Consider the following 15,553-nt stretch of genomic DNA (forward strand, 5'->3'; position numbering starts at 1 on the left):
GGCTCAGGTCGTGTGCACGATCAGCACGTCGACACCCGACTTGCGCGCCACCTCCGCCGGCACCGAGCCGAGGATCCGCCCGGCGAGCGTGTTGAGACCGCGGTTGCCCACCACGAGCAGATCGGCCGACGTCTCGTGCACGACCTTCCGCAACGCGTGCACCGGCTCCCCGTTCACGGCGATGGTCTGGATGTCCTTCGCCCCCGCCTTCGCGGCCCGATCGCGCGCACTCTGCAACGTGTCCTCCGCCGGCGCCGACCCGACGACCTGGTAGGCCTCGTCGCCCAGCTCGTCCTGCGCCTGCTCCACGTCGTGCTTGCTGGCGGGGTAGTACGCACACACCACGACCAGCTTCGCCTCGGCATCCGCGGCCACCCCCGCCGCCCGATCCACCGCGGCGAACGACGAGTCCGACCCGTCCGTCCCCACCACCACGGTCCGATAGACAGCCATCCGAAACCTCCCGGCGATCCCGAATCGGGGCAGCTCCGCCCCTCTTGTCGGGGGAAGGTTACTCGCCAGTTGGCTCGCCCGCCGTTCGCCTCGGCTCCGCCGGGGCGAACGGCGGGCTCGCTGGTGTTTTTTGCCCCGGCTCCGCCGGGGCGGCGAGATCGCCTTTGAGCCGGTGCCGGGATCGAGCGGTCTGATCGGCCTGGCGGCCGATCGCACCGCCCGATCCCAACACCGGCGCGATCTCGCGTTGTGGTCGCCTTCCGGGCCTGGTCGTTCGGGGGCTTCGTCTGCTGAGGGTGGTTGAGTCCGCACCCCGAGACGGCGGCCGAAATGTCTGAGGTGAGTGGGGGGCGATCTCGCGTGGTGGTCGACTGGAGGGCGTGGTGATTCGGGGGCTTTGTCTGCTGAGTCCGGATATGCCGCTGCCTCGGGGAGGTGGCCGGAGGGTCTGAGGCGGGTTGGGTGCGGTCTCGTGTTGTGATCGTTTTCAGGGCCTGGTCGTTCGCGGGCTTCGTCAGCTGAGGGCGGCTGAGTTCGCACCCCGAGACGGCGGCCGAAGGGTCCGAGGCGAGTTGGGGGCGATCTCGCGGGGTGGTCGCCTGAAGGCCTGGTCGTTCGGGGCTTTGTCTGTTGAGGCTGGATGTGTCGCTGCGTCGGGGAGGTGGCCGGAGGGTCCGAGGCGAGGTGGGTGCGATCTTGCGTTATTGGCCGCCTTCAGCGCCCGGTGGCCGCGGGCGCGTCAGCCGAGGGCGGGGGTGGCTGCACCCGGTGAAGCCGAAGAGGCAATGGTGGCGGCCGAGGTGGGTTGGGGGTGTCGGCGGCTGGTACCGCGCGGGTGGGTTGCCGGCGGTGGCCTTGCTCCAGGCTGAGTGGGCCGGCGGCTGGTGGTCGAGACCGCGCGTTATCGGCGGTCAAGTGTGGGGTTGGCCCGCAGCGTGTTTGAGCTGTTCAAGGGGAGAACTTCGTGACTTCGCCGTCGGCAGCGGTCAGTGTGAGCGCCCAACCGCGAGAGCGATCGAGCCGGGGTCGCGGTGCTCGCCGCGGCCCCGGCTCGGCCGGGTCTGGAGGGTGCTTGCCTTGGCCCGGAGGTCAGTCGCCGGTGGGTTTGCCGGGGTGGCCGGAGGCGGGTTGGGGCTGGGGCTTGGGCTTGGGGACGTCGCTGGTGCGGAGGCGGACCGTTTTCTCGACGTCGCCTTCCGCCGAAGCCGAAGCCGAGCTGGAGCTCGAACCCGCGCTCGAACCCAAACCCGAGCCGGTCGAAGCAGCGGGGGCAGCGGCCGCGACCGGGGTCTTCGGCTCGATGGAGGCCTTGATGTCCGCCGGCACCAGTGTGTCCGTCTCGCCGAGGACGTGGTGGGCCTCGGCGAGCACGGTGCGCGCCTGGCGGACCTGTTCGGCGAGGCTGGTGCGGACGTTGCGCAGCGCCTCGACGCGTTCGTTGGCCTGCGTGATGCGGCGGTTGGACTCGTCGGTGGCTGTGCGGACGCGGCGGCGGGCCTCGTCGGCGGCTTCGGCGAGGCGGGCGTTGGCCTCGGTGATCGAGTCCTGCTTGCGCTTGTTCGCGTCGGCGACGGACTCGCGCTGGCGGCGCTCGATGTCGGCGCGGGCGGCTGTTTCCTCTTCCAGCACCTTGGCGCGGATGGCGGCGGCGTCCTCGGCGGCTTCGCGCACGCGGCGCTCGGCTTCGGCCTTCGACGCGGCCTCCTGCTCGGCCAGCACGCGCATCGCCTCGGTGCGGCGGGCGGCCATGGCGATCTCGAAGTCCTCTTCGACCTGCGTGCGGCGGGCCTCGGACTCCGCGTCGAGCTTGTTGCGCTCGGCCTCGGCCTTGTCGGTGATCGACTTCGCCTCGGCGCGGGCGTCCTCGAGGACCTTGCGGTGCTCGGCTTCCATCTCCTTGCGGCGCAGGTCGAGCTCGGTGAGCAGCTGCTCGTACCGCGCGCGCATGGCGCTGGCGTCGGTCTCCGCCTTGGCGCGGATGTGGCCGGCCTCGGCCTCGGCGCGCGCCCGCGTGTCGGCGGACTCGTCCTGCGCCAGGCGCAGCATCCGCTGCAGGCGCTCGGACAACCCCTCGACGCTCGTCGGCGGCTGCGCCAGCCGGTCGACCTGCCCGCGCAGGTCGGCGATCTCACCGCGCGCGATCTCCAGCTGCCGGGCCAGATCACCCGCCTGGGCGATGGCGGCGTCGCGGTCGCCGGTGAGCATCTTCAGGTCGGCATCGAGCCGTTCCAGATGTTCGTCGACCTGCGCTCGGCTGTACCCGCGCTTCGCCACGTCGAAGCCGGCTCCCAGCGGCACAAGCTCCCGTTCCTCGCCAAGGCTCATGGCCCTACCGTAGCCGCTACGGGGTCACGGACGGGTGAGCACCCACGGTGTCCGGACCAGCCTGCGCCGAGCGGCCGAACACAGTAGCCCGATGGCCGAAAACCACGCCGGAACCGGTTGTGCGCAACTGTGACCCACAGATCTTGACCGGCCGGCCAACCAAGGCGCATGATCGAAGTAGGGAAACTTCCTGAACAGCAGGTTCTCTGCGGAGGTGAGCACGAATGAGTGAAGTCTCGACGCGCGCCTGGACCCGGCCCCACGACTGGGCCGAGGTCGTCATCGGTATTGTCGCCGCTCTTTCACCCCTTTGGCTGAGCACGGACACGATGACGATGTGGACGATGGTGATCCTCGGTGCGCTGATCGCCATCGACGGCCTGGTATCGCTCGCGGCGCCAGGTGTCGTCTACGGCGAGGGCATCCAGGTCGTCCTCGGGGTGTTGCTGTTCATCGCGCCGTGGGTGATGGGGTACACCGAACTCAACGGGGCGTCCTGGACGTCCTGGGTCGCCGGTGCGCTCACGATCATCGCCGGCGCCGCCGCGATGCCGATGGCCACCGCCGCCCACCGGACGGCGATGCCGCACTGAAGGAGCTGACATGACGGATGACTCGGCGAAGGAGCGGATCCTCTGCGCGGCTGAAGCGCTCTTCGCCGAGTCCGGCTTCGACGCCACCCCGACGTCCCGCATCGCGGAGCGCGCCGGGGTGCCGAAGGGTCTGGTCCACTACTACTTCCGCCGCAAGTCCGACCTGCTGGCGGCCCTGGTCGCGCGGCTGCCCGACGAGAACATCGAGCCCGCCGCCGTCGTGGTGCCCGGTGACCTCGCCGGGTCGCTGCGCCGGCTCGTCTCGGAGCTCGACCGCCGCTTCACCGGCTCACTCGGCCTCTCCCACGTCCTCTGGCGCGAGGCCGACACCCACTACGTCGTGCGCGACGCCCTCGGAGAACGCTTCCAGCACCTCGTGCGCCTGGTCCGCTCGGTGATCGTGGCCGCCACGGGCGGGCGCCTCGCCGTCGCCGACCTCGACAGCGCCTCCGGCCTGCTCGCCCGCGCCGTCAGCCACCGCCACGCCACGGCCCGCCACTCCGGCGACGACCTCCCGGCCGAGTTCGACGGCGAGCTCGTCTTCCTGGCCAACGCGTTGTCGGCGAAGGCGAAAGAGTCCTAGCGTCATCGCGGACGAGGCCGTGCCTGGACGTATCCGTCGAGTCGCCGGCATCCGATCCCGCGGGGACGCCGGTTTCGGAATCGGTGACCTCCGGCGATCCGGGATCGCCGGAGGCGAGCCGGCGTTCGAACCCGGCTTCCTCGACTTCACCGCGCGAGATCAGTCGCGCGGTGAAAACCGCGAGTCCTAGTGCGCCGCCGGCTCCACCAACTCCACCAGCACCCCACCAGCGTCCTTCGGGTGCACGAAGTTCACCCGGCTGTTCGACGTCCCACGCTTGGCCTCGTCGTACAGCAGCCTCAGCCCTTGCTCCCTCAACGCAGCCGCGGCGGCGTCCACATCGGACACCCGGAAGGCGAGCTGCTGCAGGCCGGGACCGTTGCGCCCGAGGAACTTCGCGATGGTCGAGTCGTCGCGCAGGGGCGCGAGGAGCTGGATCATCGTCTCGGTGCCCGCGGTGCCGGGGGCGCGCAGCATCGCTTCGCGGACGCCCTGCTCCTCGTTCACCTCCTCGTGCGCGACCTCCAGGCCGAAGTGCTCCTTGTGGAACGCGATCGCTTCGTCGAGGTCGGGAACCGCGATCCCGACGTGGTCGATCGCGGTCACGAACGGGGTGAGCACGGCTTGGATGGACTCAGTGTTCATGGGGGCAGGATAAAGGCCACCACCCTGGTGAAGCCCCCTGAAATCCACAGAGTCCATCCAAGACGTGCGCCCCCTCACACTGGCTCCATCAAGAAGCCGTAGGCCCGGGTACAGTCGTGAGACTGTAGGTGTTCCTAATTCTTGGGAGGACGACGTGTCCGGTTCCGTGATCCTGGGTGCGGCCCGTACCCCCATCGGGCGGCTGCTCGGCTCGCTGAAGGACTTCACCGGTGCGCAGCTCGGTGGCATCGCCATCAAGGCCGCGCTGGAGCAGGCCGGGGTTTCGCCGTCCGAGGTCGAGTACACGATCATGGGCCAGGTCCTCACCGCGGGCGCGGGCCAGATCCCGGCGCGCCAGGCCGCCGTCGCCGCGGGCATCTCGATGGACGTCCCGGCGCTCACGATCAACAAGGTGTGCCTCTCGGGCCTCGACGCCATCGCGCTCGCCGACCAGCTCATCCGCGCCGGCGAGTTCGACCTCGTCGTGGCGGGCGGCCAAGAGTCGATGACGCAGGCGCCGCACCTGCTGCCGAAGTCCCGCGGCGGCTTCAAGTACGGCGACGTGACCATGCTCGACCACATGGCCTACGACGGCCTCTTCTGCGCGTTCGACCAGGTCGCCATGGGCGCCTCGACGGAGAAGCACAACGCGCGTTACGGCATCACGCGCGAGCAGCAGGACGAGTTCTCCGCGCGCTCCCACCAGCGCGCCGCCGCCGCCATCGAGGCCGGCTTCTTCCGCGAGGAGATCGCGCCGGTCACCATCCCGCAGCGCAAGGGCGACCCGATCGTCTTCTCCACCGACGAGGGCGTCCGCGCCGACACCACCGTCGACGGCCTCGCCAAGCTGCGCCCCGCCTTCGCCTCCGACGGCACCATCACCGCCGGCTCGTCGTCGCAGATCTCCGACGGTGCCGCGGCCGTGATCGTCGCCAGCCCCGAAAAGGCCGCCCAGCTGGGCCTCACCCCGCTGGCCGAGATCGGCGCCCACGGCGTCGTCGCCGGCCCCGACGCGTCGCTGCACGAGCAGCCGTCCAACGCCATCCGCAAGGCTCTGGCGAAGGCCAAGCTCGACGTCGGCGACCTCGACCTGGTGGAGATCAACGAGGCGTTCGCCGCGGTCGGTGTGGTCGCCAGCGAGAAGCTCGGCCTGGACCCGTCGAAGGTCAACGTCAACGGCGGCGCCATCGCCCTGGGCCACCCGATCGGCGCCTCGGGCGCCCGCCTTGCGGTGCACCTGATCCACGAACTGCGCCGCCGCGGCGGCGGCCTGGGCGCCGCTGCGCTCTGCGGCGGTGGCGGCCAGGGTGACGCGCTGCTGCTGCGGGTTCCCGCGGCCAAGTAGTTTTCGGTTCGGCTGAAGGCCGGGCAGCCCGTTGCGGCTGCCCGGCCTTTGTCGTCGGCGGACGCGTCAGACGTGCTGATTTCGATCTTCCGCGGCGACTGCTGCATCCGGGTGATTGCCGTCGAAGATCACCCGCCCCTCGTTCCTCCTGGCAACAATCCGAACGCGGACAGTGACCAGGAGGGGGAGCGAATGGTGCTGAGCGCGCACGCGAAGAGGCAGGTCCAACGTCAGGCGGCGGAGCTGCTGGCGAAGCGCTTTCCGGATTTGGACTCGTTGCGGCGCAACGTGTTCGGCGAGTTGGTGGCGCACACGGCGGAAGGCTGGCACGTTCTGCTCCGGTCGGATCTGCCCGCGCCGGCGGAAACCGCCGACGCGTTCCTGCTGGGGCCGGCCGGGGTGTTCGCCGTGGTCGTCGCGGACCGGCCGCCCGAGTCGGGTCAGGCCGTGCTGAGGCACGCCGAAGAGCGGTTCGCGTCGATCCGCGGTTCGCAAGGCCGCCTGCTTGCGCCGACCGCCATCACGCTCGTGGTGATCGGCGGTGCCACCCGGTCGCCGCGCGGAGCCGGGCCGTACTGGGCCCTTCCGGTGGTGGACCTGGACAAGGTGTTCCGCCGGGGCGGTGCCGGACTGACCCGTCGCCAGGTGGCCGAATTGGCGTCGGCCGTGGTCCAGCGGTTGCCCGAGTACTCGGCCCTGTCGGTCAAGCCACCCGAGCGCGAGCCTGAAGCAGCCGGGCTGCTGGCCGCGCAGGACGTCGCCGAAGGCCAGCTGACGGCGGCGTTGAAGAGGCCGTTCGAGAGCTGGATGACGTTCCTGCACCCGCAGCAGCACGCCATCGTCGCGCGCGAGTACGGCGGCCCCGCCCGGATCAGCGGGCCGGCCGGCACGGGCAAGACGGTGGTCGCGTTGCACCGCATGCGTCACGTGGGCCGGCGGAGCGTGGGCCCGCTGCTGTTCACCACGTTCGTCCGGACTCTGCCGACGGTGCACGCGGCGGCGTTCCGCCGGCTGGCACCCGAGCTGGAGGGGCGCGCGGAGTTCGTGAACCTGCACGCGTGGGTTCGCGGGCTGCTCGCGGGTCGCGGGGTGGAGCTGAACGTGCAGCGCGGCGGCATCGACACCGCGTTCAACCGGGCACGGGCGCGCCATCACGCCGCACTGGAGGAGATCGAACCGGATTTCGAGTACTGGCGCACCGAGGTCGACCGCGTGATCAAGGGCCGAGGGTTGCGGACTCTCGAGGAGTACAAGAAGGTCCCGCGCCGAGGCCGCCGGCTGGCGCTCGGTGACGCGCACCGTGAACGGGTCTGGGCGCTGTACGAGGCGTATCGCGACAATCTCGTCGAGCGCGGGGTGCACGACTACAACGACGTGCTCACCGCGGCGCACGCTTCGCTGGTCGAACGGCCGCTCGACAACCCGTATGCGCTGGTCGTCGTCGACGAGGTCCAGGACATCACGCTCGTCGGCCTGCGATTGCTCCGCGAGGTCGCGGGCGACGGGCCGAACCGGCTGCTGCTCGTCGGCGACGGCCAGCAGCAGGTTTATCCCGGTGGGTGGCGCCTGTCCGACGCCGGCATCCCCGTGCAGGGCCGGGGCGAGGTGCTGAAAGTCAACTACCGCAACCGGTCGGGCATCCTCGACTTCGCGCGCCGCATCGACGCGGGCAACAGCGTCGACGACCTCGACGGTGCCGCGGGCGTCGTGCTGCGCGACGCCGAGGTGGTCAACGACGGCGGACGCACGCAGACGTGGACGGGCAGCAAGGCGGACCTTCCCCGCGCGCTCACTGCGGTGCTGCGGAACGTGGAGCCGGCGCACACCGCGCTGATCACGTTCACCAAACACGACGCCGACGAGTGCCGCCGGCTGTTGGAGAGCGCCGGAGTGGCGACGCAGAGCCTCGAACAGCACACCGGGGAGCCGGATGACCGCGTGAAGGTCGGCACCGTCCACCGCGCGAAGGGACTGGACTTCCAGGCGGTGCTGGCCGTCCAGTTCCCGCTTCGGGACTCCGCGAACAGCGCTGCCGCTCGCCGCGAAGCCGACGAGCTGCGAGACCGGCAGCGGCTCGTCGCGGCGACCCGGGCGCGGGATTTCCTGTGGTGGGGTGTGGTGGAGGACGCGGCGTGAACCGGTCCTCCACCGCCCGTCAGGCGTGCTGCGCCGCTTCGAACAACGGCTTCGTCACCGCCGTGCTGAACTGCGGGCCCACCAGGTAGCGCGTGCACCCGGCGTCGCGGTCGCACGGCTGGCCCGCGGCGTCGAAGAAGCCGGCCTCCGTGTTGTCGCCGACGACCGTGCCGAGGCCGGTCTTCGGGTTGAAGTCGCGCAGGCGCGGGCCGCCGCTGGAGCCACCGCCCATGACGCACGCCGTGCCCCACTGGTTCGGCGAGTCGGGGAAGTCCGGGGTGCCCGGCCATTCGCGCGTCGGGCCCGTGCAGAACGCCAGGCGCGCGCCTGTGTACTCGGGCAGGCCTTCGCGCGCGGGGTCGGCCGAGGCGCGGGGGTAGCCGAACTGGACCACGTCGGCGCTGCCCGGCCGGTCGAAGCCGATCTTCTGCGCGGCGCCCACCTTGTCCTGCACGGAAACGCCGTGCGCGCCGCGGTTGAGGACCACGAACGCCTGGTCGAAGGTGTCGAACTTCTGCGCGTCGATCTGGTCGTTCGCGAGCCACGTGCTGTCCGCGACGCCGAAGCGGCCGACGAACTTCCCGTACGGCGCCTGCCCGTCGTGGTAGCCCGGGATGAACATCGAGTGGGCGTTCCACTGGTTGTCCTCGCCGAGTAGGTCGGTGTTGTTCACGCAGTGCCCGGCCGTGACGACGGTGCTGCGGTTCGCGCTGTCCAACACGGTGGCCGTGCAGCTGGCGTCCTCGCCGTGGTCGGTGAAGAAGAGCCGGCCGACGGTTTTGGCCACGGCGTTGGCGGTGGTCCAGGGCGCCCCGTCGGGGCCGCCCGTCGGCGGGTTGTCCGACGACGGCTGCGTGAGCGCATTCATCCGTTCGGGAGTCCAGTAGTCGAGCACGGCCTGCTGTTCGGCCGCGGACACGGCCAGGGGCTGCACGACCGGTCCGGTCGCGGCGGACGCGACGGCGGGCAGCGCGCAGGCCACCGCGGCGGCCGCCACCGCGCTGAGGAAGAGGCGAGTGATCATGACCCGCGACGTTAGGGAACGGTTGTCAGGAGCCCGTCAGCGTTTCGTGAGCCTCCCACTTTCGCCGGATGCCGATTGGTTCGAACCCTGCTTATGCTTCCGTGATTCGTTCACTGGGAGGAAACGCATGAAAAAGCTCCTCGTCACCACGTTGGCCGTCGGTTCCCTGCTCGCCGCGTTCGCGCCGGCAGCGGGCGCCGCGACAGTGGCGAACAGCGAGCCCACCACCACCCACGGCGCCTGCCAGTACACGGAAACGCCCGACGAGCCCGCCGCCCGTCCCGTGCCCCTGCCGCCCGACCCGCAGCGCACCCCCGACCGCGGCAAGGTCGCCGTCCCCGTGATCACCAACCAGGGGCTGCTTCCGCTGACGCTCGACCGCGCCGAAGCGCCGTGCACGGTGCAGAGCTTCCTGCACCTCGCCCGCCACGGCTTCTTCAACCAGACGACCTGCCACCGGCTCACCGACTACCCGACCCTGAAGGTCCTGCAGTGCGGCGACCCGACGGCCACCGGCGAAGGCGGCCCGGGATATAGCTTCCGCGACGAACTGCCCACCGACCTGCCGCCGGCCTCCAACCCGGCGGCCCGCATCTACTCCCGCGGCCTGGTCGCCATGGCCAACGCCGGCCCCGACACCAACGGCAGCCAGTTCTTCCTCGTCTACGGCGACTCCACCCTGCGCCCCGACTACACCGTGTTCGGCACCGTCGGGCCGCTCGGCCTGAACACCCTCGACCGCGTCGCCGCGGGCGGCATCGTGCCCGAACCGGGCGGCGAACCCACCGACGGTGCCCCGGCGCGCAAGACCGACCTGGAGCTGGTGCTGCCGCTCGGGTTGTAGCTCGATATCTCCCGCAGCGCCTGCACCGGTCAACGCGTGCCCCGGCTTCAGAATCCAGCAGGTGCGGCCCCGCCGGGTTCCCTTGTGGACGGACCGTCGAGGGCACGGCGGGGCCCCACCGTCGCCGGCGGCCGCCCGGATCGAGCCGGCCAGGCCCGCTCGTCCGCGGGAGGGCCACCAGCCGAGGTGCACGTCGAGGCCTGAACTCGTCCACACTTCCGGCCCGGGACTGGACCACACGGGTGGGCCCGGTTGCCGCTAGCGTGAACGGCATGTCGAACCGCATCTGCCTCGGGCGCGGTGTGCCCGAGACCTACCCGGCCATGGCCCAGCTCCCGGACCGCGAAGCGTGAGCGCCGCCGAACTCCGGGCGCTGCACGTGCCCGGCCGGCCGCTGGTCCTGCCCAACGCGTGGGACGCCGATTCGGCCCGGCTGGTGGAAGCGGCCGGGTTCCCGGTCGTGGCCACGAGTTCCGCGGCCGTCGCCGCCGCGCTCGGCCACGCCGACGGCGAAGCCGCCCCCGCCGGCGAAATGCTGCTCGCGGCCGCGCGCATCGTCCGGGCGGTGTCGGTGCCCGTGACCGTCGACGCGGAAAGCGGTTACGGCCTCATCCCGGCCGAGCTGGTCGACCGCCTGCTGGACCTTGGCGCGGCCGGCTTCAACCTCGAGGACACCGACCACTCACGAAGCGAGCTGCGGCCCGTCACCGACCAAGCCGATCGCCTGGCCGCCCTGCGCCAAGCCGCCGGCCAGGACCTGGTGATCAGCGCCCGCATCGACGCGTTCATCGGCGCCCCCGACCCCCACGCCGTCTTCGCCGACGCCGTCACCCGTGGCCAGGCCTACCTCGCGGCCGGCGCCGACTGCGTCTACCCGATCACACTGACCGACCCGGACCTCCTCGCCGAGTTCGTCCGCGAAACCGGCGCCGTCAACGCGTCCCTGCCCCACGGCGGCCCGGGCCTCCCCGCCCTCGCCTCCCTCGGCGTCGCCCGTATCTCCCTGGGCGCGGGCCTGTGGCGTCACATGCGCGGCCTGCTCGGAGGCGTTCTGGACGACCTGGCTGCGGGGAAAGTGCCGTACTGAACCAACAAAGCGGGCCGGGACTCGAAATCCGGTTCCGACCGGCCGCGCAGTGACCACTGCTGCGCCATCTTCGGCGCGTGCGCCGGGTCTGGCCCCATCGGCTGTGCTCCGGCCTCGCCTCGGTGCCTCGGAGTGCCGCCCTTCGGCGGCACAACGCGGCGTGCCCGACGCATCCTCGGCGGACTTGGCCGACGGGAAACTGCGGTACTGAAGCTGCAGCGGGCCGGCCTGCTCGGAGGCGTTCTGGACGACCTGGCTGCGGGGAAAGTGCCGTACTGAACAAAAAAAGCGGGCCGGGACTCGAGAGTCCCGGCCCGCTCGAAGCAGACAAACCTCAGTGCTGCACAGCTTTCTCCGCATGCGCACCCGTCAGGGCGCGCACCTCCATCTCCGCGTACTTCTTCGCGTTGCGCTCCTTCGACAGCATCGTGCCGAGCCAGCCGAGGAAGAAGGCGACCGGGATGGACACCAGGCCCGGGTTGTCGAGCGGGAACCAGTGGAAGTCCACGCCCTGCAGCATCGACGCGCTCTTGCCCGTCTTCGCGTCGATCGGCTTGCCCGAGACCGCAGGTGAGAAGACAATCAGCACCAGCGAAACGATGAGCCCGCCGTAGATGCTCCACAGCGCGCCCTGGGTGTTGAACCGCTTCCAGAACAGCGAGTACAGGATCGTCGGCAGGTTGGCCGACGCCGCGACCGCGAAGGCGAGCGCCACGAGGAAGGCGACGTTCTGCCCGTTGGCCAGGATGCCGCCGATGATCGCGACCGCGCCGATGACCACGGCGGTGATCCGGGCGACGCGCACCTCCGAACCCGGCTTCGTCTTGCCTCGCTTGATCACGTTCGCGTACACGTCGTGCGCGAACGAGGCCGACGCGGTGATCGTCAGGCCGGCCACCACGGCGAGGATCGTGGCGAACGCGATCGCCGAGATCAGGCCCAGCAGCACGGGCCCGCCGAGGTTGAGCGCGAGCAGCGGCGCCGCCGAGTTCACGCCGCCCGGGGCGGCCTTGATCTCGTCGGGGCCGACCAGTGCGCCGGCGCCGTAGCCGAGGACCAGCGTGAACAGGTAGAACACGCCGATCAGTACGATCGCCCAGACCACCGAGCGGCGGGCGTCGCGGGCGGTCGGCACAGTGTAGAAGCGCATCAGCACGTGGGGCAGGCCCGCGGTGCCGAGGACCAGCGCGATGCCGAGCGAGAAGAAGTCCAGTTTGGACGTTCCCGTGGCGCCGTACTGCTTGCCCGGCCCGAGCAGCGTCTCACCGGCCTTGCCCGCCTTGTCGACGGCGCCCTGCAGCAGCGCCGAGAAGTTGAAGCCGTACTTGCCGAGCACCCACAGCGTCATCGCGAGCGCGCCGACGATGAGCAGTACGGCCTTGATGATCTGCACCCACGTGGTGCCCTTCATGCCACCGATGAGCACGTAGGCGATCATGATCACGCCCACCACGGCGATGACCACCGACTGCGCGGCCTTGCCTTCGATGCCCAGCAGCAGCGCCACCAGGCCGCCGGCGCCGGTCATCTGGGCCAGCAGGTAGAAGAACGACACGATCAGCGTCGAGATCGCCGCCGCGGCCCGCACCGGACGCTGCCGCATGCGGAACGCCAGCACGTCGCCCATCGTGAACTTGCCGGTGTTGCGCAGCAGCTCGGCCACGAGCAGCAGCGCGACCAGCCAGGCCACGAGGAAACCGATCGAGTACAGGAAGCCGTCGTAGCCGTACACCGCGATGGCGCCCGCGATGCCGAGGAACGACGCGGCCGACAGGTAGTCACCGCTGATCGCGATGCCGTTCTGCGGGCCGGTGAACGCGCGCCCGGCTGCGTAGTAGTCGGAGGCCGTCTTCGTGTTGCGGCTCGCGCGGAACACGATCACGAGCGTGATCAGCACGAACACACCGAAGATGATGATGTTCAGCGTCGGGTTGCTGCCCTCGACGCCTGCCGCGAGGGTTTTCATTCGGACTCCTTCGCGGCCGGGCTCTCGATGTCGTCGCGGATCCGCTCGGACAACGGGTCGAGCTTGCGGTTGGCGTAGCGCACGTACAGCCACGTGATGAGGAACGTCGACACGAACTGCAGCAGGCCGAACAGCAGGCCCACGGTGAAGTTGCCGGCGATCTTCGTGCTCATGAAGCCGTGGGCGTAGTCGGCCAGCAGCACGTAGAGCAGGTACCAGACGAGGAACAGCGCGGTCATCGGGAAGACGAAGCTGCGCAAGCGGTGGCGCAGCTGCCTGAACTCGGCACTCTCCTGTACGTGTTCCCAGTCCATGTCCGGCGGGTCGCCGGTCAGGTCGGTGTCGGTGGGACTCATCGTCACTCCCTCGCGACGCTGCGAATTGTGGTCCGCGCCACAGTAGGGAGGCGAGCGCCCACGAGGAAGCGTCAGCGGTTCAAACGCCGGGCGACACGACGAACGGTCGACGAGCGGTACGCGGGTGCGGACGAATGGGGCGGCTCCGGGCCGGGCGCTCGCTCGTCGAGGTGCAGGCGGAGCATCGCCGCGCCGGCCCACGACGGCGGGCGGCCGCGCAGGGAGACGGCCACCATCACGCCGAACGCGAGTGGTACCGACCAGGGTGCCGGTTGTGACACCAAGATCGCCACCCAGCCGTCGAGGCGCGGCCCGGCCAGGGCGAACAGGATCGAGCCGGACGACGCGACCAGCCCCGTGACCACGCCGCTGATCGCGCCCGCGGCGGTGAGCCGCGGCCACCAGATGCCGAGCACGAGCAGCGGGCAGAACGTCGACGCGGCCACGGTGAAGCCCCACGTCACGAGCACCCCGGCGTCGAGCTGCGCCGACGGCAGCGACAGCACCACCATCGCCACCGCGACGAACACGACGGTCACCCGCAGGCGGCGCAGGCCCCCGGGCATGAGGTCGTAGGCGATGGCGCCGGACATCACCAGCAGCAGCCCCAGCGACGTTGCCAGGAACGCCGCGAACGCGCCCGCGGTGAGCAGCGCCGTGAACAGCTCGCCGGCCCAGCCGGTGTCCACTTGTGCCGGCAATGCGACGACAACCGTGTCCGTGTCGCCGGAGAGGTAGATCTCGGGCACCAGCACGCGCCCGAGCACGCCGTAGACGCCGGGGAACAGGTAGAACACGCCGAGCAGCGCCACGGTGATCGCGGCGGTCCGGCGGGCGGCGCGGCCGTCCGGGCTGGTGTGGAAGCGCATCAGCACGTGGGGCAGGCCCATGGTGCCCAGCATGGTCGCGATGAGCACGGCCCACGTGCCCAGCAGCGGGTAGCCCTTGTCGAGGTCGAGCAGCGGCCGCTGCCAGTCGGGGCCGCCGAGCGCCGCGCCGTCGCTGACGTCGGGCACAGGCGCGTTGGTGGCGAAGACCAGGCGCTCTCCACTGTGGACGGTCAGCTCACCCGGCGGGAGCGTGCGCGGCCCGGTCGCCGTGACGACGGTGGTGGGCTCGCGCAGGACCACGGTCACGTCGTGCTCGAAGTCCACCGGCGTCTCGTGCGTGAAGCGGGTGAACTCGACGGGCGTGAGCGCGGCGTCGCGGTCGGCGTCGCTCACGTGCAGCACGAGCCACAGCGCGGGCACGAGGAACAGCAGCAGCTTGAGGAAGAACTGGAACGCCTGCACATACGTCGCCGCGCGCATGCCGCCCAGCGCCAGCGTGACGCTCACGGCCGTACCCGCGATGACCACCCCGACCCAGTACGGCGTACCGCCCACGGCCGTGAGCACCAGCCCGGCCGTGCGGAACTGCGGCACGACGTAGATCGTGCCGATCACCAGCACCACGACCGCCGCGATCCGGCGCAGCGCCGGCGAGGCCAGGCGCGCTTCGGCGAAGTCCGGCACCGTCAGCGCCCCGGAGCGCCGCATGGGCGCCGCGACGAGCACGAGCATCGCGATGTAGCCCGCCGTGAACCCGACCGGGTACCACAGCGCGCCGACGCCGTCCTTCACCACGAGCCCCGCCACCCCGAGGAACGACGCGGCCGACAGGTACTCCCCGGACACCGCCGCGGAGTTCACGAACGGCGAGATCCGCCGCGACGCCACCAGGAAGTCCGACGTCGTGCGCATCGCGGCCACCCCGCGCACGCCGATGAGCAGCGTGATGAGCACGACCGGAGTCACCGCCAGCGCGAGGTCCATCAGCGCACCCCGCTCGCGCGGGCCGTCATCGGTCGTCCTCGGCCTTCTCCGCGCGCCGCAGCTGCCAGCGGGCCAGCCCGGCCATCACGGGGTAGGGGAGCAGCGCGATCATCAACCAGGACAACGGAATGCCCCACACGCGCACCGCGTCCAGCCCCGGCGCCACGGCGAACACGGCGGGCAGCCCGAGCACGAGCGCGAACATGGCGACCAGCGCGGGGATGCCGCGTTTGCGTTGCGCGCGGTAGAGCGCGGCGGCGCGTTCGGCGTCGGACGCGCGCAGCCGCGGCATGCGCCACCGCCCGCGCGCCTGCCGGCGGGACCGGGCGAGGCGCGTCTGCGGGCTCATCACGGCGACCCGCCGGACCCGGCTCACGCGCCC

The 15,553-nt window shown here is 71.0% G+C and carries 14 protein-coding genes; 6 read left to right on the forward strand and 8 right to left on the reverse strand.

The window, feature by feature from the left end; genetic code table 11:
- Nucleotides 1-3 precede the first annotated feature (3 nt).
- Nucleotides 4-453 (reverse strand): universal stress protein, encoded by a 450-nt coding sequence (locus AB0878_RS12255; RefSeq protein ID WP_364055653.1) that lies wholly within the window; start codon nucleotides 451-453, stop codon nucleotides 4-6.
- Between the two features lie 1,089 nt (nucleotides 454-1,542).
- Nucleotides 1,543-2,751, reverse strand: a complete 1,209-nt coding sequence (locus tag AB0878_RS12260; RefSeq protein ID WP_366579361.1) for a chromosome segregation protein — start codon at nucleotides 2,749-2,751, stop codon at nucleotides 1,543-1,545.
- 251 nt (nucleotides 2,752-3,002) lie between these two features.
- Here AB0878_RS12260 and AB0878_RS12265 point away from each other — a divergent pair, with 251 nt between their 5' ends.
- The gene (locus tag AB0878_RS12265) at nucleotides 3,003-3,371 is read left to right on the forward strand and encodes an SPW repeat protein (protein WP_366579148.1); all 369 of its coding nucleotides are present in this window, start codon (nucleotides 3,003-3,005) and stop codon (nucleotides 3,369-3,371) included.
- A gap of 10 nt (nucleotides 3,372-3,381) precedes the next feature.
- Nucleotides 3,382-3,954, forward strand: coding sequence for a TetR/AcrR family transcriptional regulator (locus tag AB0878_RS12270; protein WP_366579150.1), 573 nt, complete (start codon nucleotides 3,382-3,384; stop codon nucleotides 3,952-3,954).
- A gap of 186 nt (nucleotides 3,955-4,140) precedes the next feature.
- Here the strand turns inward: AB0878_RS12270 and mce are convergent, their stop codons facing one another.
- Nucleotides 4,141-4,599 (reverse strand): methylmalonyl-CoA epimerase, encoded by a 459-nt coding sequence (mce, locus tag AB0878_RS12275; RefSeq protein WP_366579152.1) that lies wholly within the window; start codon nucleotides 4,597-4,599, stop codon nucleotides 4,141-4,143.
- 154 nt (nucleotides 4,600-4,753) lie between these two features.
- On the opposite strand from mce, the gene AB0878_RS12280 reads away from it, so the two are divergent.
- Both AB0878_RS12280 and AB0878_RS12285 read left to right on the forward strand, forming a co-directional pair.
- Nucleotides 4,754-5,944 carry an acetyl-CoA C-acetyltransferase gene (locus AB0878_RS12280; RefSeq protein ID WP_366579154.1) on the forward strand — a complete coding sequence of 397 codons (1,191 nt, stop codon included), beginning with the start codon at nucleotides 4,754-4,756 and terminating at the stop codon, nucleotides 5,942-5,944.
- Nucleotides 5,945-6,136: 192 nt separating this feature from the next.
- Nucleotides 6,137-8,080 (forward strand): UvrD-helicase domain-containing protein, encoded by a 1,944-nt coding sequence (locus AB0878_RS12285; protein WP_366579156.1) that lies wholly within the window; start codon nucleotides 6,137-6,139, stop codon nucleotides 8,078-8,080.
- Between the two features lie 19 nt (nucleotides 8,081-8,099).
- Here AB0878_RS12285 and AB0878_RS12290 read toward each other — a convergent pair whose 3' ends face one another.
- Nucleotides 8,100-9,104 carry a hypothetical protein gene (locus tag AB0878_RS12290; RefSeq protein WP_366579158.1) on the reverse strand — a complete coding sequence of 335 codons (1,005 nt, stop codon included), beginning with the start codon at nucleotides 9,102-9,104 and terminating at the stop codon, nucleotides 8,100-8,102.
- Between the two features lie 127 nt (nucleotides 9,105-9,231).
- Here AB0878_RS12290 and AB0878_RS12295 point away from each other — a divergent pair, with 127 nt between their 5' ends.
- A complete protein-coding gene (locus AB0878_RS12295) occupies nucleotides 9,232-9,948 on the forward strand; it encodes a peptidylprolyl isomerase (protein WP_366579160.1) in 717 nt (238 codons plus the stop codon).
- A 349-nt stretch (nucleotides 9,949-10,297) separates the two neighbouring features.
- Entirely contained in the window at nucleotides 10,298-11,035 is a 738-nt protein-coding gene (locus AB0878_RS12300) for an isocitrate lyase/phosphoenolpyruvate mutase family protein (RefSeq protein WP_366579162.1), read from the forward strand.
- Nucleotides 11,036-11,369: 334 nt separating this feature from the next.
- On the opposite strand, the gene AB0878_RS12305 is transcribed toward AB0878_RS12300, so the two are convergent.
- The 4 genes from AB0878_RS12305 to AB0878_RS12320 all read right to left on the reverse strand — a co-directional run bounded on the left by AB0878_RS12305 (nucleotide 11,370) and on the right by AB0878_RS12320 (nucleotide 15,547).
- Nucleotides 11,370-13,001 (reverse strand): cation acetate symporter, encoded by a 1,632-nt coding sequence (locus AB0878_RS12305; RefSeq protein WP_366579164.1) that lies wholly within the window; start codon nucleotides 12,999-13,001, stop codon nucleotides 11,370-11,372.
- Nucleotides 12,998-13,357, reverse strand: a complete 360-nt coding sequence (locus AB0878_RS12310; RefSeq protein ID WP_366579166.1) for a DUF485 domain-containing protein — start codon at nucleotides 13,355-13,357, stop codon at nucleotides 12,998-13,000. The genes AB0878_RS12305 and AB0878_RS12310 overlap by 4 nt, the downstream gene beginning before the upstream one ends.
- A 71-nt stretch (nucleotides 13,358-13,428) precedes the next feature.
- Nucleotides 13,429-15,171, reverse strand: a complete 1,743-nt coding sequence (locus tag AB0878_RS12315; RefSeq protein ID WP_366579168.1) for a cation acetate symporter — start codon at nucleotides 15,169-15,171, stop codon at nucleotides 13,429-13,431.
- A 25-nt stretch (nucleotides 15,172-15,196) separates the two neighbouring features.
- Nucleotides 15,197-15,547: a hypothetical protein gene (locus AB0878_RS12320; RefSeq protein ID WP_366579169.1), complete on the reverse strand. Its 351-nt coding sequence runs from the start codon at nucleotides 15,545-15,547 to the stop codon at nucleotides 15,197-15,199.
- Between the last annotated feature and the right edge of the window lie 6 nt (nucleotides 15,548-15,553).

The sequence above is a fragment of the Amycolatopsis sp. NPDC047767 genome (genome assembly GCF_040704195.1).
In the GTDB taxonomy this organism is placed as follows: Bacteria; Actinomycetota; Actinomycetes; order Mycobacteriales; family Pseudonocardiaceae; genus Amycolatopsis.